This is a genomic window from Amycolatopsis sp. NPDC024027, assembly GCF_040638975.1.
Lineage (GTDB): Bacteria > Actinomycetota > Actinomycetes > Mycobacteriales > Pseudonocardiaceae > Amycolatopsis.
This window is the reverse complement of the sequence record NZ_JBEZYY010000006.1, coordinates 373,717-394,090: the sequence shown is the minus strand read 5'-3', so window position 1 is coordinate 394,090 and position 20,374 is coordinate 373,717. Positions and strand designations below refer to the sequence as shown.

The following is a 20,374-nucleotide window of genomic DNA, read 5'->3' as shown; positions in this document are numbered from 1 at the left end:
CTCCTCTGTTCGTCAGCCGAGAGTCCACTTCTGGTTGTTCGCGCCGGTGCAGGTGGCCAGCTGGATCGCGGTGCCGTTCGCGGTCCCGGAGCCGGTGACGTCGAGGCACAGCCCGGACTGGACACCGGTGATGGTGCCGTTCGCGGTGACCTGCCACCGCTGGTTGCCCTGCCCGTTGCAGTTCCAGATCACGACCTTGGTGCCCGGGGTGGTGCCCTGGCCGGTGGCGTCGAGGCACCGGGTGCTGTCGCCGCTGTAGACGGTCAGCTCGCCGGCCGCGGTCCGGGCCCAGGCCTGGTTGGTGCCGCCGTTGCAGTCCCAGATCTGCACCTGCGCGCCGGGCGTGGTGGAGACGCCGCTGACGTCCAGGCACTTGTTCGCGCCCACCGCCCGGACCGGGCCCGCGGCCGGCACGCTCCCGCCGCCGGTTCCCGCGGCCGCGATGACCTGCTGGGCGCCCGAGGGCCAGTTGGTGCCGCTGACCTGGACGTTTCCGCTCAGGACGTTGTTGTGCGGCGAGCCGGTGGCCACCTGGGTCGCGCCGCCGTTGTACCAGTTGCCGCTGAAGGTGTTGTCGTTGGTGTTGTTGGACCCGTTGGCGTTGGTGAAGGCCCAGACCCCGGAATCCTGGATCACGTTGGCCGACAACGTCACGTAGCGGGAACCCTCGTCCAGGTACAGCCCGACCGTGCGGTTGTTGTCGAAGATGTGGTTGTGGTCGAAGGAGCTGCCCGGGTTGGCGGAGAGGTTGTAGATGCTGCCGCCGTCGTGCATCAGCTTCTTCGTGCCGTGCACCCGGTTGTAGCTGATGACGGTGTCCCGCAGCGTGGTCGGCGTCGAGTAGACGGGCTGGTAGTCGTACAGGCCGCGGTTGCGGTAGTCCTGGCTGCCGCCCTGGTCGTTGGCGCCCCAGCCCCAGCCGACGTCGATGCCGTCGTAGGTCAGGTTCGAGACGTCGTTGTGGGTGATGACGGTGTGCGTCGCGTAGGTCGAGAGGATGCCGGCCATCTCCCGGTAGTCGAGGGCGACCCGGCTCACCGTGTTGTACGAGATGGTGACGTCCCGGATCGTCATCGCGGAGTTCGACGGGTGGTGGGCGTCGGCGCGCACCCCGCCGACGATGATGCCGCCGCCGGAGTTCTCGGTGAAGGTGTTGTGGTCCACGGTGATCGACGACGCGCCCAGGCCGACGCCGGAGGCGTGGGCGTTCGCGTCGTTGCCGATGCCCAGGGCCACCTGGCCGAGGTGGGTGAAGGTGTTGCCGCTGAAGGTGATCCCGGTGGCGGCCGAGACCTGGACGGCGGCCGGTGCCTGGGCCCAGGTGCTGCGGGCGCCCTCGAACTGGCGGCAGCCGGACTGGCAGGACGTCAGGAAGTCGCCCGGCATCGGGACCGCGGCCGGGAGGAACGTGCCCGTCTGCTGGTTCGCGTACCCGACCGACGTGCTGGGCGTCAGCCAGGTGGTGTGCTCGAAGTTCAGGCCCTTGAAGGCCAGGCCGCGCACCGGGTTGTCGAGGGTGCCGCCGATCTGCAGCAGCGACTGCAGCCGCGGGAGCTCGACGTCGTGGCTGCCGGGGACCCAGCCGCCGGGCGCCTTGTAGTAGAGCTTCCCGGCCTGCGGGTCGAGGTACCACTGGCCGGTGTTCTTCAGGAACGAGTACGAGTTCTCGAGGAACAGCTGGCCGCCGCCGAACGGCTTGGCGAGGGTGTCGTAGCCCCAGTTGTTGTTGTTCCACGCGGGTTGCTGCATGACGATCGAGGTCCCGCTGATGTGGTCGACGGGGGAGTACCGGTCGGTGAAGGAGTTCTGGCTCTCCACCTCGATCCGGTTCTGCTGCGGCAGCGTGGCCAGGTAGTTCAGCGCGGAGTTGGTGATGGTCATCCCGGACGTCGTGAACTGCACGTCGTTGCGGGAGATCGTGATCCCCGCGCGCGGGGCGAGCGCGCCGTCGACGAACAGCTGCCGGGAGTCGGCACCCTGCGGCACGGACGCCACCCAGATGTTCTGGCCCGCGTCCTGCACCGACCAGCCGCCGACCTGGCTGCCGCCGGAGAGGACCGGCGTCTGGCCGGCGGCGGCCTGCCAGGTGACGGTGTGTCCGTTCTGCCCCGAGTCGGCGCTGGTGAAGCGCAGCGGGGCGGACAGCCGGTAGGTCCCGCCGGCCAGCTGCACGACGACGTCGTTGCCGGCCGACTGGGCGCGGGCCAGCTCCTGGGCCTTCGCCGGGGTGGCGACCGGCTGGTCGGGGGTCCCGGGGTTGGCGTCGTTGCCGTTCGGGGCGACGGCGATGGTGACGGTCGCGGCCTGGGCGGACGGGGTGGCGATGGCGGTCACCACGAGAGCGGTGACGAGCGCGGCGGCGATGCGCGACGGCATGGGCGGGGACCTCTCCGGAACGAGGCGGCGGTCGGGGGCGCCCAACCGTCCACTGTGTACTGATCACCGGCACCGGCACCCGGCACCCGGCGGTCAGCCGCCCGCGGCGCGGTGCCGGGGCCGGCCTCCGTCCGGTGGCGGACCGGGCAGGATGTGTCCGACTCATTCGACGCGGCAAGGCTCGGACCGCGATCGAAAGTTTCGACGTGACTCAGGGAGTTTCCGTTGGTGTGTCGGTGATCCATGAGAACAGTGCGCCTGCCCGGCGTCAAGCGAGGAGGCGGCCCATTGCTCCGTATCGCCCCTGCGCCCGGCGCTGTGGATGTAACTTTCAATCCGCTCTGACAAAGATTGACCGGGTGGTGGGTTGGCGAGGTAAGGTGCTGCCCGGAGTTACTGAGTCATACTCATTGCGTGACCCGTGACGAGGAAGTAGCACCGCCTGTCCCGTACCGCCCCGGCTACGAAGTCGTGGCGGAGCAGATCCTCCGGCTGATCGCCGAACTGGAACTGCGGCCCGGCGACCGGATGCCGACCGAGAACGAGCTGGCGGCGCGGATGGGAACCAGCCGGACCATGGTGCGGGAGGCCGTCAAGATCCTCTCGGCCATCGGCCGGGTGCGAGCGCACAAAGGACGTGGGCTGTATGTCTCCGATGACGAGGGCATGCTCGGCGGATCCCGGTGGGGCGCGTTCTTCATGCCCGCCGATCTCGACCACGTCTACATGCTCTTCGAGTTCCGCCGGATCCAGGAGACCGCGGCGAGCCGCCTGGCGGCGGCCAACGCCACTCCCGCGGAGCTGCGCGCGATCGAGGCCGCCGCCGAAACCTGCCGGCACGGCCACCTGACCGGTCAGTACTCGCTGTTCGACCGGGGCGACGACGACTTCCACGCCGGGATCGCCGCCGCGTCGCACAACCAGTTCCTCGTCGCGTCCGTGCGCGAAGCCCGCCGCCTGCAACGCCAGTCGAACATCATCGGGATGTCCGGCGCGATCGGCGGGCACGCGGCGGGCGCGATCGACGAGCACACCGCGATCTACCGGGCGATCCGGGACGGCGACCCGGACGCGGCGGCCCACGCCGCCGGCGTCCACCTGGACAACACCCTGGAGGACTACCGCCGGGAGATCCAGCGCCGGCTCTTCGGCCGGTGAACGCACTCGCTAGACATTCCATTGTGGACTTATACGCTCCCGGGATCTTCCCCGGCCCGGGAGGACGACGACGACGTCCGTAGACAGAGGGAGCCCCTGTGATGGTGAAGAGATCCCTGTTCGCCTCCGCCGTGATCGGAGCCGTGCTCGCCTTGCTGGCAGGCGGGACAGCGCAGGCCGCCCCGCCCGCCGCGGCGGCCCCGGCCACCGCGGCCGCCGGCACCGCGGGGTGCGGGAAGGCGCCCGGGCTGGCGAGCGGCAACCACACGATCTCCAGCGGCGGCCAGAACCGCAGCTACATCCTGCGGGTCCCGGCCAACTACGACAACAACCACTCCTACCGGTTGTTCGTCGGCCTGCACTGGCGGGGCGGGACGATGAACGACGTCGACTCGGGCGGGACCGACGGCTACAACTGGTCCTACTACGGGCTCCGGCGGCTGGCCGACAGCTCGGGCAACAACACGATCTTCGTGGCCCCGCAGGGCAACGGCAACGGCTGGGCCAACCCCGGCGGCCAGGACGTCACCTTCATCGACGACCTGCTGAAGCAGCTCGAAAGCGCCCTGTGCGTCGACACTTCGCAGGTCTTCGCCGGTGGCTTCAGCTACGGCGCCGCCATGAGCTACGCCCTCGCCTGCGCCCGGCCGACGGTGTTCCGCGCGGTCGCCGTCTACTCCGGCGCGAACCTCAGCGGGTGCAGCGGCGGCACCCAGCCGGTCGCCTACATCGGCATGCACGGCATCGGCGACAACGTCCTGCCCATCTCCTCCGGTCGCCAGCTGCGCGACCAGTTCGTCCGGAACAACGGCTGCACCCCGCAGAACCCGCCGGAGCCCGCCAGTGGCAGCCGCACCCACATCGTCACCGCCTACTCCGGCTGCCGGGCCGGGTACCCGGTCGTCTGGGCCGCCTTCGACGGCGGGCACGACCCGGGCCCGCGCGACGGTGGCGGCAGCGGCTGGCAGACCTGGACCTCCGGTGAGGTGTGGAAGTTCATCACGCAGTTCGACTCCTCCACCCAGCCGCCGAACCCGCCGGTCCAGACCGGCGTGAACTACAAGCTGGTGGCCCAGCACAGCAGCAAGCTCGTCGGGATCACCGGCGCCTCGACGGCGGCCGGCGCGCTCATCGAGCAGGAGTCGGCCAACGGCGGGCTCGGCCAGCAGTTCGACTTCGTCGATTCCGGTGACGGCTACTACCGGGTCCGGGCGCGCAACAGCGGACTCGTGCTGCAGGCGGCGAACGCCAACAGCGGCGCGGACATCAGCCAGCAGGCCGACACCAACTCCACCGCCCAGCAGTGGCGGGTGGTCGACCAGGGCAGCGGCGCGGTGAGCCTGGTGAACCGGTTGAGCGGCCTCGCGATGGACGTCTGGGGAGTTTCGACCGCCGACGGCGCGCGGATCTCGCAGTGGACGTTCACCGGGAACCCCAACCAGCGGTTCCAGCTCCAGCGCGCCTGAGCCCGTGTCCATCGTCGAACCGTCGGGGTTCCGGCCCACCCTGGCCGACGTCGCGCGGGCGGCCGGGGTGTCCATCGCCACGGCCTCCCGCGTGCTCAACGGCTTCCCGAGGGTGAGCCCGGAACGCCGCAAACAGGTGGAATCCGCGATGCAGGCGCTCGGTTACGCGCGGCAGCGGGCGGCGAAGGCGAGCAGTGCGCGGCACACCGGCTCGATCGCCCTGGTGGTCTGCGAGGAAGTGCCGCGGTTGTTCACCGACCCGTACTTCCCGCGGATCGCCGCGGGGGTCGGGCGGGAGCTGACCGCGGTGGGCGTGCAGCTCGTGCTGCTCACCGTGCCGGCCGCCGACGACTACCAGTCGCCGGTGGTGCGGTACCTCGACGGCGGGCACGTCGACGGCGCCCTCGTCGTCGGCATGCACGGCCGCCGCCCGCTCGACCTGGACTGGCTCGGCATCCCGGTGGTGTTCGGCGGCCGGCCGGTCCAGGCCGGCCGCACGGGCCGGCTGCCGTACGTCGACGCCGACAACCAGGGCGGGGCGCGGCTGGCGACCCAGCGGCTGCTCGACGGCGGCCGCCAGGTCGTGGCGACCGTCGCCGGGCCGCAGGACATGACCGCGGGCGCCGACCGGCTGCTCGGGTACCGGCAGGCGATGACCCGGGCCGGCCGGTACGACGAGAGCCTCGTGGTGTGCGGCGACTTCGGGCAGGCCTCCGGCGAGTACGCGGCGGCCCGGCTGCTCAGCCGCCGTCCGGACGTCGACGGGATCTTCGCGGCCTCGGACATGATGGCGGTCGGGGCGTTGCGCGCGCTCCGCCGCGCGGGCCGGAAGGTGCCCGAGGACGTCGCCCTCGTCGGGTTCGACGACCTGCCGATCAGCTGCTGGACGGACCCGCCGCTCACCACCGTGCGCCAGCCGGTCGAGGAGATGGGCGCCCGGATGACCGCCGAACTGCTGGCGATGATCGACGGCGCGGCCCCGCGCCGGAGCACGGTGCTCGACACCGAGCTGGTGCCGCGCAAGTCGGCGTGACGCCGCTGCTGTCTGTACAAGACGAGGAGGAATCGTGCGCGTGTTCGTGGTGGTGGCCGCGATGGTGGTGACGGCGCTGGCCGGGGCGATACCCGCTTCGGCCGCGCCGGCGCCCCTGGTGAGCGCGGCGTCGGGACGGTGCCTGAACGTCAAGGGCGGCGCCGACACCCAGGGAGCGACGCTGGAGATCCAGGACTGCACCGGCGCGGCCGGGCAGGCCTACGAGTTCACCGCGGCGGGCGAGCTGCGGACGATGAACGGCACGCGGTGCGTGGACGCCTCCGGTGGTGGGACGTCGCCCGGCACGGCCGCCATCATCTGGTCGTGCCACGGCGGGGCGAACCAGCAGTGGCGGCAGAACGCCGACGGCACGGTCAGCGGCGTCCAGTCGGGGCTGTGCCTGGACGTGACCGGCGCCGGCACGGCCAACGGCACCGCGGTCGTCCTGTGGACCTGCCACGGCCGCAGCAACCAGCAGTGGACCGGCGGGACGACCCCGCCGGACCCGTCCGGCACGGCGCCGTGCGACATCTACGCTTCCGGCGGCACGCCGTGCGTCGCCGCGCACAGCACGGCCCGGGCGCTCTACGGCACCTACGCCGGCAACCTGTACCAGGTCCGGCGCTCGTCCGACAACACGACCCGGAACATCGGTGTCCGGGCGGCGGGCGGCACCGCCGACGCGGCCGCCCAGGATTCCTTCTGCACCGGCACATCCTGCGTGATCACCGTGGTCTACGACCAGTCCGGGCGCGGGAACGACCTGTGGTACCAGGGATCGACCGTGGTCCCGGGGTCCAACCAGAGCAGTCCGGCGAAGGCCACGTCGGAGTCGCTCACGGTCGGCGGCGCGAAGGCGTACTCGCTGTACATCAACCCCGGCAACAGCTACTGGCGCGACGGCCACGCGACCGGGGTGCCGACCGGCAGCGCTCCCGAGGGCATGTACATGGTGACCAGCGGGACGCACGTCAACAGCGGCTGCTGCTTCGACTACGGCAACAGCGAAACGACCCGGAAGGCCGACGCGGCCGGCGCGATGGACGCGATCAACTTCGGCACGGAGTGCTGGTTCGGCGGCTGCCAGGGTTCGGGCCCGTGGGTACAGGCCGACCTCGAGTGGGGGCTGTACCCCGGCGGCAGCCAGCAGTGGAACCCGAACCAGCGGGCGCTGCCGAGCAAGTTCGTCACCGCGATGCTGAAGAACAACGGCACGTCCCGCTTCGCGCTCAAGGGCAGCAACGCCCAGTCGGGCAGCCTCACGACGATGTGGGACGGCGGCCTCCCCGGCGGCTACAGCCCGATGAAGAAGCAGGGCGCGATCATCCTGGGCAGCGGCGGCGACTGCTGCAAGCCCGGCGGCGGGGCGAACCTGAGCGCGGGGACGTTCTACGAAGGTGCGATGGTCGCGGGCTACCCATCGGACGCGACCGAGAACGCGGTGCAGGCGAACGTCGTGGCCGCCGGGTACCGGTAAGCCGCTGGAGCGGACGGAAGGGGCTTTCCCCGCGGCTTGGCGACGCGGGGAAAGCCCCTTCCGGTGAACCGCCACCCCGAAGCTGGATTGTGACTACGGACGGCGGTGGCGGGGGAGGTCTGGGTGGGTCGTGGGCTACCCGTCGGACGCGACCGAGAGCGCGGTGCAGGCGAACGTGGTGGCCGCCGGGCGCCGCTGAGCCGGCTGCGGCAGGGAGCGAACGTCGCGAATGACTCATTCGGGACCCCCGAGGTCGCGAATGAGTCATTCGCGACCTCGCGGACCGTCGCCGAACCGGTTCGCCTCCATTTGGCCGATTGTCGGTGAATTGCCTGCGGCGTACGTTCCTTGGTGGTCGAACCGGTTCGATGACCGGGGTCGTCCTCCGCACGTCCACCGCCAAAGGAGTCGTCTGTGGACCTCTCGCGTCAGCGGCCCCGCGTTCGCCGTGGCCTGGCCGCCCTCCTGATCACCGGTGCGCTGACCGGTGCTTCCGCCGTGGCCCTCCCCGCGCCGGCCCAGGCCGCGGACGAGTCGGTCTCGGTCGACTTCTCCGCCGTCGGCGGCTCGCCCACGTACCGGGCCTCCGGGTGGATCTACGGCATGACCGAGAACGCGGCGGGTCCGCCCGACCACTTCTACCGGGACGTGAACTTCCAGGCGATGCGGGCCGGGGGTGCGCAGCTCGACAGCCCGGGCGGCTGGGTGTCGGGCAAGTACGACCGGCGGTGGAACGCCACCCGCGCCCAGCTGCTGCGCACCCGCTCGCTCGGCGGGCAGTTCGTCCTGCTCGTGCACGACCTCTGGGGCGCCGACGGCTACCCGATTTCCCGGTTCCCCGGCGACAACGGCGACTGGACCGACTACGACAACTTCCTCACCCGCCTGATCGGCGACGTGCGGGCGACGGGTGCCCCGGTGGAGTGGGACATCTGGAACGAGCCCAACATCTCGCTGTTCTGGAACCGGCCGCAGAGCCAGTACTTCGCCATGTGGCAGCGCGCCTACCAGCGGATCCGGGCGGCCTTCCCGGCGCAGGCGATCGTCGGCCCCAGCCTGGCCGGGGTCCCGTCCACTTCGGGCAGCTGGTGGACGCAGTACCTCGACTTCGTGCGCGGTTCGAACACGGTGCCGGACATCGTCAGCTGGCACTCGCTGCCGGGTGACCCGGTGGCGAACGTCGCCGCGGCCGACGCGTCACTCGGCTCGCGCGGCATCCCGCACCCGAAGCCCTACCAGATCAACGAATACGGGGCGTCGAACGAGCAGAACCCCGGGGACGGCGCCTGGTACATCGCCCGGCTCGAACGCGCCGGCGCCGACGGGCTGCGCGCCAACTGGGCGAGCGGCGGCAACCTGCACAACGACCTCGGCAACCTGCTCGTCCGCAACTCAGCGGGCCGGTACCAGCCCAAGGGCGAGTGGTGGGCCTACCGCTTCTACGCCTCGCAGACCGGTCAGCTCGTGGCCACCAAACCCAGCCCGGGCTACGATCCCTTCGCCACGAAGGCGGCCGGGGTGGCGAAGATCCTGGTCGGCGGCGGGGGCACGACCGGGAACGTCGCGGTCGCCCTGCAGCGGCTGGACACCACCGCCGGCGTCGTCCAGAACAACCAGGTGCGGGTGATCGTCCAGCGGATCCCCTACAACGGCGGGGCCGCGGTCCAGAGCCCCGTCACCATCCAGGACTCCGTGGCCACGGTTTCCGGCAACGCCCTGACCGTGAACCTGCCGCACACCACGGTCGACGACGCGTTGAGCATCACCCTGCTGCCCCCGTCGGACAGCGGCTTCCAGTCCGTCGCGGTCGCCCAGCATTCCCAGCAGTGCCTGGACAACACCGACCTGGGCACCGCCGACGGCAACCGGCAGCAGCAGGACGTCTGCGACGGCGGAGCCCAGCAGCAGTGGAACTTCCGGCCGGTGGCCGGCGCCGCGGGCACCTACACCGTCGTCAACCAGCAGAGCGGCAAGTGCCTCGAAGTCGCCGGTGCCTCGGCCGCCGACGGTGCCGCCGTCCAGCAGCGCACCTGCACCGACGGGGCGACGAACCAGCAGTTCTCGCCGCGGCGGGTCACCTACGGCGGCAACGACTCCCACGACTACCAGCTCGTCGCCCGGCACAGCGGCAAGTGCGTCGACGTCAACGGTGTTTCCACCGCCGCGCGCGCCCAGGTGATCCAGTGGACGTGCAAGCCGGTCACCCAGAACAGCCCGCTCAACCAGACCTGGCGGCTGTGGGGCCGGGGACCGGCCTGACCTCCGGCACCGGGCCGGCGCTTCTCAGGCGCCGGGCCGGTTGCCGGTGGGGATCGTGATGGGCGTGCTCGTCGAAGACGTGCCCTTGTTGAGGAACAGCATGGCGAGCGCGCGGATGAACTGGTCGAAGAGGTAGAAGCCCGCCGGGGCGATGGGCAGCAAGCCTTCCCGGAAGGCGATGTACGCGGGCCACCCGGTGCGGATCAGGGTGGCCGCCGCGTAGTCGCGCGGCAGGCCGAGCCAGTCGCCGACTTCGTTGCTGAGCACGTACCGCACGAACTCGTTCAGGAAGCCGCGGGTGACGCCCAGGTCGATCTGGGCGGTCAGCCCGAGCAGGTCCGCGGCCAGTTCCTTGCCTTCGGGCGTCGGGGCGAGCAGCGGCGTGAGCACCTGGGCCGACTGCGTGTCCGCCTCGGCCCACGTCTTCGGGATGAACTCGTCCCGGACACCGAGCAGGTGGATGGCGACCTGCCACTGGTGCAGGAAGGCGTCCTCGTCCGCGGCGGACATCGGGACGTGCCACTCCTTGAGCTTCCGGTGCACGAAGGTGCCGAGGCTGTGGAAGGTGACCAGGATGTCGCCGTTGCTGATCGGCACCCGCTCGTCGGCGACCGCCCGCCAGTGCGGTGACTGCGGCAGCAGGTGGCGCACGGCGGCGTGCACCAGGCGCGTCTTGTTGGCCGTGACCACGAACTGGCCCGAGGGCTCGAACGCGTGCGCCTCGCTCAGGTCGTAGCCGAAGGTGAACGTCTTGGCCGCGCGGTCCTGCATGGCGGCGCCGCCCGCGGACCAGTAGACCGACCGGGCCTCCCGCGGGATCACCGTGCTCATGATGCCGCTGCCGAGGCCGTAGAGCACGAACAGGTAGGTGTCCTTGCGCCGGTTGAAGTCGGCGGCGCGGCGCAATTTGGCGGGGTCGGCCCAGGACGGCAGCCGGTTGACACCCTGGAGCCAGGCGGCGACGTCGGCGGGCAGGCCGGCGGGCAGCGGGTCGGCGTTGTCCACCCACGACCGCAGGGCGGTGTTGACCGCGGGGACTCGGCCGCCGTCGACGAGCCCCGCCATCAGGCTGTCCACCTCGTCGTCCCAGACCCACCACGGGTCGGCCCCGGCCGCCGAGGCCCAGGCCGGGACGACGCTCGCCGCGCCCACCAGGCCCAGCGCCACGCCGAGCGAAAGGGCATTCCTCCTGCTGAGATTGCTCATTTACTTACCTAGCTTCCTTGGTAGGCAGTAGCCGGTCAGACTGGGTATGAGCGGTGCTTGAGAGGAGATTCCTCATTAACATAGGAGCTGATTTGCGCCTCGGCAAGACCCGGCGGCCCTGTGGTTGACTGACACGCATGGCCCGATGCCCGCGTACCCCGGCTCGGTGGCCGCGGTGACCGCCGAGCCGGCCGCGGCCGTCCGGCCCCGCAACCGGCGGCAGCTCATCGTCGAGGCGGGCGCCGCGGTGTTCAGCGAGCGCGGCTACCACGCGGCGTCCATGGAGGAGATCGCGGCGCGCGTGGGCATCACCGCGGCCGCCCTGTACCGGCACTTCCCGAACAAGTACGCGCTCTTCGCCGAGTGCGCGAACGTCATGGCGGACCGGCTCGTCGCCGCCCTCGCCGAGGTGGCTCCGGACGCGGCCCTCGCGGAGGTCTTCGCCGCCGTCACCCGGGTGACCGTCGCCCACCGGGAAACCGGGGGCGTGTACCGGTGGGAGGCCCGGTACCTCGAGCGCGAAGACCGCCGGCTGCTCGCGGGGAAGTTCGCGCGGGTCGTCGAGCGCGTGGCGGAGGCAGTGCGGCGCGAGCACCCGTGGCCCGGCGAGCACCTGCGGGCCGTGGCGGCGCTCGGGGCCATCGGGTCGGTCACGACCCACCACAACTCGATCGGCCGGCGCCGGGTCGGGGAACTGCTGCAGGCCGCGGCCCGGCGGGTGGCCGCCACCGGCCCCGCCGCGGCGCACGCGCCCTTCGTCGAGATCCCCGCCCCGCCGGTGCCCCGGACCCGGCGTTCGGAGATCCTCGCGGCCGCCGTCCCGCTGTTCGAACGGGACGGGTTCGCCACCGTGACGAACGGCCGGATCGCCGAGGCGGTGGGCCTGGTGCCGTCCGCGCTCTACCGGTACTTCCCGGGCAAGGCCGACATCCTGGCGGCGGCCTGCCTGCAAGCCGCGGGGCTGCTGGCCCAGGCCGTCGAGCACAACCTGCGCGGGACGACCGATCCGCACGGCGCCTTGAGCGCCCTGACGGCGACGTACGTGGCCTACAGCTTCGAGCACAGTGCCCTCAACAGCGTGGCCAACGCGGAAATCGCCGGCTTGCCCGACGCCCTGCGCCGCCCGCTGGTCGCCGCGCAGCGCGAGCACATCGCCGTGTGGGAACAGCACCTGCGCGAAGCCCGCCCGGAACTCGATGCCCGCCAGGCCCGGGTGCTGGTGCACGCGGGCTTCGGCGTGGTCGTCGAGGCCGGCCGCCGGCTGCGGTGGGCGGACAGTCCCGAGCACCGGGCCGCGGTGGCCGCCCTGCTCGTGAGCGCCCTCGGGCTGTGATCTCCGGCCGGCTGACAACTTTCCGCCCCGGGAGCACATCGCGGAGTTCACCGGCGACCAGGCCGTGGCCGACCGTCCGGCGACGTGATCCGGCGCGACGGGTACGTGCCGGGGCGCTGCCGCCGCACGAGCGACCTCGCGTTCCTGCCGCGGACGCCCGACCTGGTGAGAACGGTCAACACCCCGCAGGTCCCGGCCGGGTTCACCAAGGCCGCGGAGGCGAACACCGGCCCGGGACACGGCGGCTGACCATCACCTCGCGGGTTTGGTTTCGCACCGCACCTGCGGTGCCGCCTCGGTCCCGGAGGCCACGCAGTCGACGACCCGGCCGGGTGCGGGAACGGGGTAGCTGAAGACGATCGGCCCGTCGGAGTCCGGCCCGGCCGAGAACTTGACGACCGTGGCCTTCCGGTTTCCGCTGCCGTGCAGGGTCTTCGAGTAGTAGGTGGTGTGCGGCCCGATGGCGGTGGTCATGCCGTCGCCGTCGTCGTCGAGTTCGTGCACGTTGAGCACGTAGTCGCCGGTGGTGTACTTGCCTTCGTTCTCGTGCCCGGCATCGGCGGGGGTCGTGCTGCTGATTTCGGGCGCGACGGGATCGGCGGCGGTGGCGATGACGGTGGCCCCGACGGCGACCACGGCGGCCCCGGCCACGGCCGCGGTGACGACGACTCGCTTGGCGGTGAACTTCATGGTCCCCTCCTCCCCGCCTGACGATCAAGCTAGGGGAGGGAACGGGCAGGTCACCTCGGCCGAAGGGGCGGTTCGACCGCCGCGGGCTCGTCCTTTCGGCCGATGTCCGGCGGCACCTCGCGACCGGAGACTGGCGGAGCGGGTTCTGGGCGTTCCTGATCGCGCCCCTCCTGGCGTGCTCGAGAAGCTCCGCCGGGCTGTTCTCGATGCGGGCTGCCGACGAGTGGAAGGGCTTCCAGCCCGTCAAGCTCCGGCGCGCCCGCGGTGGTGCCCGGCCGGGCTGAGCCCGGTCACGCCCGCGCTCGCCGCCACACCGCCAGCGCCGTCGCGGCCAAGGCACTCCCCGCTGCGGCGAGGGCACCGTGGTGCCGGCTCGCCCACAGCTGCACGCTCCTCGGCGTCGCCTTGTCGTCGAACTGGCCGTGCGCACCGAAATCCCGCGCGCGATCCGCGGGCGACCACAGGTTCTCCGGCTGGTCGGCGGGCTTCTTCGCCCCCGTCTGCTGGGACCGGTACCCGGTCCGGGCGAGGTAGCGATCGAGGACACCCGGCGCGACGGCGTTCGCGATCAACGTTCCGGCGGTGCTGCCGCCGACCCAGTACTCCCGGCGACGCGGGTGATCGGCCGCGTGCAACACCGCGCGGGCCGCCACCTCCGGCTGGTAGATCGGGGGCACCGGCTGGGCCTGGTGCGGCAGCTTGGACCGCACCCAGGAGAACTGCGGCGTGTTGACCGCCGGCATCTGCACCATCGTCGTGCGGACGTGGCTGCCGTCGTGCAGCAGTTCGCAGCGCAGGGCCTCGTTGAACCCCTGGATCGCGTGCTTCGCACCGCAATACGCGCTCTGCAACGGGATTCCGCGGTACGCCAGCGCCGAGCCGACCTGCACGATCGTGCCGCGGTCGCGCGGCTTCATCCGGCGCAGGGCGGCCATCGTGCCGTGGACGTAGCCGAGGTAGCTCACGTCGGTGACGCGGCGGAACTCGTCCGGCTCGATCTCCGCGAACGGTGCGAACACCGACGTGAACGCCACGTTCACCCACACGTCGATCGGGCCGAGTTCCCGCTCGACCCGGGTGGCGGCGGCGTCGACCTGGTCGAAATCGGCGACGTCGGTGGGGATGGCGAGCGCCGTCCCCCCGCTTCGGGTGACGTCTTCCGCGGCGGCTTCGAGGCCTTCCTTCCCGCGGGCCAGCAGGGCGACCCGGGCCTGCCGGGCCCCGAACGCCCGCGCGACGGCGCGGCCGATACCGCCACTGGCTCCGGTCACGACGACGACCTGGTTCATGCTTGCCTCCGTTCTCCGGTACGGGCCGCGCGGGCCCAGGCGGCCGCGACCACCGCGTTCGCCAGCGCCGCGGTCCGCCACCGGCGGGACACCGCGGCCAAGCCGAGCATGCTGGCGCTGTGCGCCACGTCGAGCGTCCAGCCCCAGCGGGCGACCACCCCGTCCGGCCGCCGCAACTCGGCCGTGGCCTGCGCCAGGTGACGGATCCCCAACGCCAGCGCCACTTTCCGCGGAATCGGCAGGGAGCGTGAAGCGGCCAGGATCCCGCCGCCCCACACCGCCCGCGCCGCCGCGACCCCACGCGTCACCGGATCCTCCGCGCCGCCGCCCGGGCACCGACCCGCTCGATCGTGGTCACCGGTTCTTGCCGGGCAGGAACTCCTGCAGCTTCGTCTTGACGCCCTGCGCCACGAGGTGGAAGGCGTCGGGGTCGCCCTTCAGCACCGCCTGAGCGGCCGACTTCACCTGCTCGAAGGTGGCGTGCGGCGGGATCGGCGGCACGTCCGGGTCGCAGCGGACGTCCAGCACCGCCGGCTTGCCCGCGGTGAGCACCGTGTCCCAGGCCGAAGCGAGCTGGTCGGGCTTGTCGACCGTGACGGCGGCGAGGCCGAGGGACAGCGCGAACCCGGCGTAGTCGACGTCCGGCAGGCTCTGGGACTCCTCGAACTTGGGCGCGCCGCCCATCGCGCGCAGCTCCCAGGTCACCTGGTTGAGGTCGTTGTTGTGGAAGACGCAGATCACGCAGGTCGGGTCGTTCCACAGGGTGTGGTAGCGGGCGATGGTGATCAGCTCGGCGAGGCCGTTCATCTGCATGGCGCCGTCGCCGACGAGGGCGATCACCGGCCGGTCGGGGTGGGCGAACTTGGCGCCGATGGCGTACGGCACGGCCGGGCCCATCGTGGCCAGGGTGCCCGACAGCGACCCGCGGATGTCGCCGCGGATCCGGAGGTTGCGGGCGTACCAGTTGGTGGAGGAGCCGGAGTCCGCGGTGACGATGGCGTTCTCCGGGATCCGCTTCGACAGCTCGGACACGATCGCCATCGGGTTCACCGGGTCGGCGTCGACGGCGGCTTCCCTCTCGACGGTCTCCCACCAGGAGGCGACGTTCTTTTCGATCGTCTCGCGCCACGCCCGGTCCGGCTTGCTGGTCAGCTTCGGCAGGAGCGCGCGCAGCGTGGCCGCGCTGTCGCCGACGAGGTTGACCTCGGTCGGGTAGCGCATCCCGATCAGCCGGCCGTCCAGGTCGATCTGCACGGCCCGCGCCTGGCCGAAGTCCGGCAGGAACTGGCTGTACGGGAAGTTCGAGCCGACGATCAGCAGCGTGTCGCAGTCGCGCATCAGCTCGTAGCTCGGGCGGGTGCCGAGCAGCCCGATCGAGCCGGTCACCCACGGCAGGTCGTCGGGCAGGACGTCCTTGCCCAGCAACGCCTTCGCCACGCCCGCGCCGGTGATCCCGGCGACCTCGCGGACCTCCTCGGCCGCGCCGCGCGCGCCCTGCCCGACCAGGATGGCGACCTTCTCGCCGGCGTTGAGCACCTCGGCCGCCGCGTCGATGTCGGCCTCGGCCGGCACCGGCCGCGACCACGACGTGCTCGGCGGGCTGGACGGAACCTGCTTGAACGCGTGCTGCGGCGGCGAGTACGCCTCCTCCTGCAGGTCCGCGGGGATGATCAGGGCGGTCGGACAGCGGGACGACTCGGCCGTCCGGATCGCCCGGTCGAGCGCGTTCGGCAGCTGCTCGGGGACGTTGACCTCGACGAGGTACTCGCTCGCGACGTCCTTGAAGAGCGCCTGCAGGTCGACCTCCTGCTGGTAGCTGCCGCCCATCGCGCTGCGCGCGGTCTGCCCGACGATCGCGACCACCGGCACGTGGTCGAGCTTCGCGTCGTAGAGCCCGTTGAGCAGGTGGATCGCGCCCGGGCCGGAGGTGGCCATGCAGACGCCGACCTTGCCGCTGAACTTCGCGTAGCCGACGGCCGAGAAGGCGGCCATCTCCTCGTGCCGGGCCTGCACGAACCGGGGCTGGTTGTCCGCTTTGCCGAACGAGGCGACGAGCCCGTTGATGCCGTCGCCCGGATAGGCGAAGACCTGGTCCACGCCCCACTCGCGCAGGCGCTGGAGCAGGTAGTCACCGACTGTCTGGCTCATGAGTACTCCCTTTGGCGTGCGGTGCCGCTTCGGTGAGCGCCTCGTGGACCCGGCGGGCGACCACCGCGGGCCGCGGCCGCACCGGTTCGGGCCACCGGACCAGGACCGCGGGCTCTTCGGCGCCGTCCGGTTCCACGGCCAGGCACCACCCGCCGCCGTCGGTCCACGACAACATCAGGAACCGGTCCGCGTGCCGGCCGGCCAGCGCGATGTAGGCGGTGGACGGGCTGCCGTGTTCGCTCCACGACGCGGCCGGTTCGACGCGCAGCAGCTCGGCGACGGTCTCGACGTAGTTGCGCAGGGCGGCGGCCTCGACGTGCCCGGGATCCGGTTTCACGGCGCGGACGCCTCCTTTCGTGGTCCCGTCGGCGCTCACGGAATCGCTGTACCCGCTTTCGCCCGCTATCATACTTGCGTGACGCAAACGTGGCAGGAGCACGACGGCGCCGACGCGGCTTTGGCGGCGTTGCGGGCGATGGTGCTGATCGCCGACTCGACCGTCGAGCGGAACACCGAGCAGCTGACGCTGACCCAGTTCCGCGCGCTGCGGGTGGTGGTCGACCGGACGCCGGTCACGATGGGCCGGGTGGCGCGCGAGCTGGCGATGAACCCGTCGTCGGTCACCCGGGCGTGTGATCGGCTGGTCGCGCTGAACCTGCTGGAAAAGGCCCCCAACCCGCTGAACCGGCGCGAAACGCTGCTCGCGCCGACCGGGCCGGGGCGTCAGCTCGTGGACCGCGTCGACCGCGATCGCCGCCGGGTGCTGACGGGTGTCCTGAGCCGGCTCGACCCCACGACGCGGGCGGCCGCGATCGTCGCGTTCGAGCGGTTCGCCGGAGCGGTCGAAGCGGACGAATCGGATTCGCGCTCACTTTTGCGTCGCGCAAACTAAACCGGACAGAACGAAGTTTGGCCACGGGGATCGCGGGTACCCCCCGCGCCGGCCGGGTCGTGATCGGAGGTCCTTGCGATGCGTAAGCGCGACGGAATCACCGAGCCCTGGGGGACCAGAACGCCGTACGGGCCGGGGGAACCGTGGCCGGTGCGGGTGGACAGCCGCCTCGCCGACGGCCTGCGGCCGGACGACGTCGACCGCTGGGTCCGCAGCGCCGCGGTGCTGCACTCCAACGGCGACGGGCTCGACATCGCGGTGAAGGACGGCCGGATCGCCGGCGTCCGCGGCCGGGCCGACGACCGCGTCAACCACGGCCGGCTCGATCCGAAGGACCTCTTCGGCTGGCAGGCGAACTCTTCGCCGGACCGCCTGACGACGCCGCTGGTGCGCAAGGACGGCGAGCTCGTCGAGGCGAGCTGGGACGAGGCGATGGACCTGGTCGTCCGGCGCAGCAAGGAACTCCTGGACGAACAGGGTCCCGGCGCGCTCGGGTTCTACACCAGCGGCCAGCTGTTCGCCGAGGAGTACTACACGCTCGCCGCGATCGCCCGCGGCGGGCTGGGCACCCACCACCTCGACGGCAACACCCGGCTCTGCACGGCGACCGCGGCCGCGGCGCTGAAGGAATCCTTCGGCTGCGACGGCCAGCCGGCGTCCTACACCGACGTCGACCACGCCGACGTCATCGCCCTCTTCGGGCACAACATGGCCGAAACGCAGGCCGTCCTGTGGTCGCGCGTGCTCGACCGGCTCGCCGGGCCGAACCCGCCCGCGGTGCTGTGCGCCGACCCGCGGGACACCCCGGTCGCCCGGGCGGCGACGCTGCACCTGGCGCCGCTGCCCGGGACCAACCTCGCCCTGATGAACGGGCTGCTGCACGAGATCATCGAGCACGGGTGGGTCGATCGCGAGTACGTCGGCCGCTGCACGGTGGGCTACGACGACCTCGCGGCGGTGGTCGCCGACTACCCGCCCGAGCGCGCCGCGCGGATCTGCGGCGTCGACGCCGGGCAGCTCCGCGAGGCGGCCCGGCTGCTCGGCTCGGCGGAGCGGCTGCTGTGCACGGTGCTGCAGGGTTTCTACCAGTCGCACCAGGCGTCCGCGGCCGCGGTGCAGGTCAACAACCTCGTACTGCTGCGCGGCATGCTGGGCCGTCCCGGCGCCGGCGTGCTGCAGATGAACGGCCAGCCCACCGCGGAGAACACCCGCGAATGTGGCGCCGACGGCGACCTGACCGGGTTCCGGAACTGGGCCAACGACGCGCACGTCGCCGAGCTGGCCTCGCTGTGGAACGTCGACGTCGGCAAGATCCCGCACTACGGGCCGCCGACGCACCTCATGCAGATGCTGCGCTACGCCGAAACCGGCACCTTGCGGTTCTTGTGGGTGTCGGCCACCAATCCGGCGGTCTCCTTGCCCGAGCTGCACCGCATCCGGTCCATCCTGGACTCGTCGCGGCTGTTCCTGGTCGTGCAGGACGCCTTCCGCACCGAGACGGCCGAATTCGCCGACGTCGTGCTGCCCGCGGCGATCTGGGGCGAGAAGACCGGCACGTTCACCAACGCCGACCGTACGGTGCACCTGTCGGAGAAGGCGGTCGACCCGCCCGGGCGGGCGCGTCCCGACCTCGACATCTTCCTCGACTACGCGCGGCGGATGGACTTCCGGGGCAACGACGGCGAACCGTTCCCGCAGTGGCACGACGCCGAAACGGCGTTCGAGGCGTGGAAGCGCGCGTCGGCGGGGCGGCCGTGCGACTACAGCGGCTTGAGTTACGCGAAGCTGCGTGAGGTCAGCGGTGTCCAGTGGCCGTGCACTTCGGACAGTCCGGACGGGACAGAGCGGCTGTACGCCGACGGGAAGTTCTTCGCCCAGCCCGGCTATTGCGAGAGCTACGGCCGCGACCTCGTCACCGGGGCGCCCGTGGAACCCGCCGAGTACCGGGCGATGAACCCGGACGGCAAGGCCATGCTGAAGGCGGCCGAGTACGTTCCGCCGCACGAAGCGCCGAGCGAGGACCACCCGTTCTTCCTGATCAACGGCCGGACGATCCACCACTTCCACACCCGCACGAAGACCGGCCGGGCACCGGAGCTGCGCGCGGCCGCGCCGGAGGTGTGGCTCGAGGTGTCCGAACGCGACGCGGCCGCCGCCGGGCTCGCCGAAGGCGACCTCGCGGAGGTCTCGACACCCCGCGGGGCGGTCCGCGCCCGGGTCCGCGTCGGTGGCATCCGCGACGGCGTGCTGTTCCTGCCGTTCCACTACGGTTACTGGGACGTCGAGCACCCGGCGGACAAGGACGGCGACCGCGCGGCCAACGAGCTGACGTTCACCGACTGGGACCCGGTGTCCAAGCAGCCTCTGTTCAAGACGGCCGCGGCCGCGCTGCGCAAGGTCGCCGCCGTGGCGGCCCCGCGGCCGGAGCCGGTGCCCGCGGCCGTCGACGAGGAGGTCGTCCGATGAAGCTCGGACTGGTGCTGCGCGAACTGCACCGAGCGGAGACCCACCTGGCCAAGGACCTGGTGAAGACGGCCGACCGGCACCACGCGGAGCACGAGGTCCACCACGTCGCCCGCGACCTGGCGGCCTGGTCGGCGGCGCACGTCCGCGACATCGCCCGCGCCGGCCGGGCCCACGACCTGGACCTCGGCGAGGACGTTCCCGGTCCCGGCCCGCTGGAGCCGTTGCGGACGGCACTGGCGGAACTGGGCGGCCGCCGCCCGGAGCCGGGCCTCCTCCTGCTCGCGGACCTGCGCCGCCTTCACCGCCGGGCGGCGGGCGTGTCGCTCGACTGGGAACTGCTCGCCCAGGGCGCCCAGGCGGCGAAGGACGGCGGGCTGCTCGAGCTGGCGACCCGCTGCCACCCGCAGACGCTGCGGCAGCTGAAGTGGACGAACGCGATGCTCAAGGTGCTGTCGCCGCAGATCCTGACCAGCTAGCGGGGCCGGCGGATCGGCGGGAAGCACCGCTGAGGCACGGCCGGACCAAGGCTCGGGTGCCGCCGGCCGGAAGGTGCGGTGAAGGATCGAGCTGCCGGCTTGCCG

Annotated in this window: 17 protein-coding genes; 10 read left to right on the top strand and 7 right to left on the bottom strand. The window is 71.8% G+C overall.

The genetic code is table 11. The annotated features are described in order from the left end of the window. Window positions 1-12 precede the first annotated feature (12 nt). On the bottom strand, window positions 13-2,376 hold the full coding sequence (locus AB0F52_RS18360; RefSeq protein WP_360171831.1) for a ricin-type beta-trefoil lectin domain protein: 2,364 nt from the start codon (window positions 2,374-2,376) through the stop codon (window positions 13-15). 414 nt (window positions 2,377-2,790) lie between these two features. Between AB0F52_RS18360 and AB0F52_RS18355 the strand changes: the two genes are divergently transcribed. The 5 genes from AB0F52_RS18355 (at window position 2,791) to AB0F52_RS18335 (ending at window position 9,769) form a co-directional block, all read left to right on the top strand. After that, window positions 2,791-3,534 carry an FCD domain-containing protein gene (locus AB0F52_RS18355; RefSeq protein WP_360171828.1) on the top strand — a complete coding sequence of 248 codons (744 nt, stop codon included), beginning with the start codon at window positions 2,791-2,793 and terminating at the stop codon, window positions 3,532-3,534. A 101-nt stretch (window positions 3,535-3,635) separates the two neighbouring features. Beyond that, window positions 3,636-5,000 (top strand): RICIN domain-containing protein, encoded by a 1,365-nt coding sequence (locus tag AB0F52_RS18350; protein WP_360171825.1) that lies wholly within the window; start codon window positions 3,636-3,638, stop codon window positions 4,998-5,000. A gap of 4 nt (window positions 5,001-5,004) precedes the next feature. Further along, a complete protein-coding gene (locus AB0F52_RS18345; protein WP_360171822.1) occupies window positions 5,005-6,033 on the top strand; it encodes a LacI family DNA-binding transcriptional regulator in 1,029 nt (342 codons plus the stop codon). Between the two features lie 34 nt (window positions 6,034-6,067). Further along, window positions 6,068-7,510 carry an arabinofuranosidase catalytic domain-containing protein gene (locus tag AB0F52_RS18340; RefSeq protein WP_360171819.1) on the top strand — a complete coding sequence of 481 codons (1,443 nt, stop codon included), beginning with the start codon at window positions 6,068-6,070 and terminating at the stop codon, window positions 7,508-7,510. Between the two features lie 414 nt (window positions 7,511-7,924). Next, window positions 7,925-9,769: an RICIN domain-containing protein gene (locus AB0F52_RS18335; RefSeq protein WP_360171816.1), complete on the top strand. Its 1,845-nt coding sequence runs from the start codon at window positions 7,925-7,927 to the stop codon at window positions 9,767-9,769. Window positions 9,770-9,793: 24 nt separating this feature from the next. Here AB0F52_RS18335 and AB0F52_RS18330 read toward each other — a convergent pair whose 3' ends face one another. Further along, window positions 9,794-10,975: an oxygenase MpaB family protein gene (locus tag AB0F52_RS18330; protein WP_360171813.1), complete on the bottom strand. Its 1,182-nt coding sequence runs from the start codon at window positions 10,973-10,975 to the stop codon at window positions 9,794-9,796. Window positions 10,976-11,150: 175 nt separating this feature from the next. Here AB0F52_RS18330 and AB0F52_RS18325 point away from each other — a divergent pair, with 175 nt between their 5' ends. Together AB0F52_RS18325 and AB0F52_RS18320 are read left to right on the top strand one after the other, a co-directional pair. Further along, window positions 11,151-12,308: a helix-turn-helix domain-containing protein gene (locus AB0F52_RS18325; RefSeq protein WP_360172061.1), complete on the top strand. Its 1,158-nt coding sequence runs from the start codon at window positions 11,151-11,153 to the stop codon at window positions 12,306-12,308. A gap of 84 nt (window positions 12,309-12,392) precedes the next feature. Next, the gene (locus AB0F52_RS18320; protein WP_360171810.1) at window positions 12,393-12,557 is read left to right on the top strand and encodes a hypothetical protein; all 165 of its coding nucleotides are present in this window, start codon (window positions 12,393-12,395) and stop codon (window positions 12,555-12,557) included. 3 nt (window positions 12,558-12,560) lie between these two features. On the opposite strand, the gene AB0F52_RS18315 is transcribed toward AB0F52_RS18320, so the two are convergent. The 5 genes from AB0F52_RS18315 to AB0F52_RS18295 all read right to left on the bottom strand — a co-directional run bounded on the left by AB0F52_RS18315 (window position 12,561) and on the right by AB0F52_RS18295 (window position 16,772). Beyond that, entirely contained in the window at window positions 12,561-12,998 is a 438-nt protein-coding gene (locus AB0F52_RS18315) for a hypothetical protein (protein ID WP_360171807.1), read from the bottom strand. A gap of 290 nt (window positions 12,999-13,288) precedes the next feature. After that, window positions 13,289-14,287, bottom strand: a complete 999-nt coding sequence (locus AB0F52_RS18310; RefSeq protein WP_360171804.1) for an SDR family oxidoreductase — start codon at window positions 14,285-14,287, stop codon at window positions 13,289-13,291. Next, window positions 14,284-14,595: a hypothetical protein gene (locus tag AB0F52_RS18305; RefSeq protein ID WP_360171801.1), complete on the bottom strand. Its 312-nt coding sequence runs from the start codon at window positions 14,593-14,595 to the stop codon at window positions 14,284-14,286. Before AB0F52_RS18305 ends, AB0F52_RS18310 begins: the two co-directional genes overlap by 4 nt. Window positions 14,596-14,641: 46 nt before the next feature. Next, window positions 14,642-16,435, bottom strand: coding sequence for a thiamine pyrophosphate-requiring protein (locus AB0F52_RS18300; RefSeq protein WP_360171798.1), 1,794 nt, complete (start codon window positions 16,433-16,435; stop codon window positions 14,642-14,644). Next, window positions 16,416-16,772 carry a DUF6292 family protein gene (locus AB0F52_RS18295; protein WP_360171795.1) on the bottom strand — a complete coding sequence of 119 codons (357 nt, stop codon included), beginning with the start codon at window positions 16,770-16,772 and terminating at the stop codon, window positions 16,416-16,418. Before AB0F52_RS18295 ends, AB0F52_RS18300 begins: the two co-directional genes overlap by 20 nt. Before the next feature lie 78 nt (window positions 16,773-16,850). Between AB0F52_RS18295 and AB0F52_RS18290 the strand changes: the two genes are divergently transcribed. The 3 genes from AB0F52_RS18290 (at window position 16,851) to AB0F52_RS18280 (ending at window position 20,269) form a co-directional block, all read left to right on the top strand. After that, window positions 16,851-17,327 carry a MarR family transcriptional regulator gene (locus AB0F52_RS18290; RefSeq protein WP_360171792.1) on the top strand — a complete coding sequence of 159 codons (477 nt, stop codon included), beginning with the start codon at window positions 16,851-16,853 and terminating at the stop codon, window positions 17,325-17,327. 78 nt (window positions 17,328-17,405) lie between these two features. Then, on the top strand, window positions 17,406-19,793 hold the full coding sequence (locus AB0F52_RS18285) for a nitrate reductase (protein ID WP_360171789.1): 2,388 nt from the start codon (window positions 17,406-17,408) through the stop codon (window positions 19,791-19,793). Next, window positions 19,790-20,269 carry a hypothetical protein gene (locus AB0F52_RS18280; RefSeq protein ID WP_360171786.1) on the top strand — a complete coding sequence of 160 codons (480 nt, stop codon included), beginning with the start codon at window positions 19,790-19,792 and terminating at the stop codon, window positions 20,267-20,269. The genes AB0F52_RS18285 and AB0F52_RS18280 overlap by 4 nt, the downstream gene beginning before the upstream one ends. Window positions 20,270-20,374: the final 105 nt, after the last annotated feature.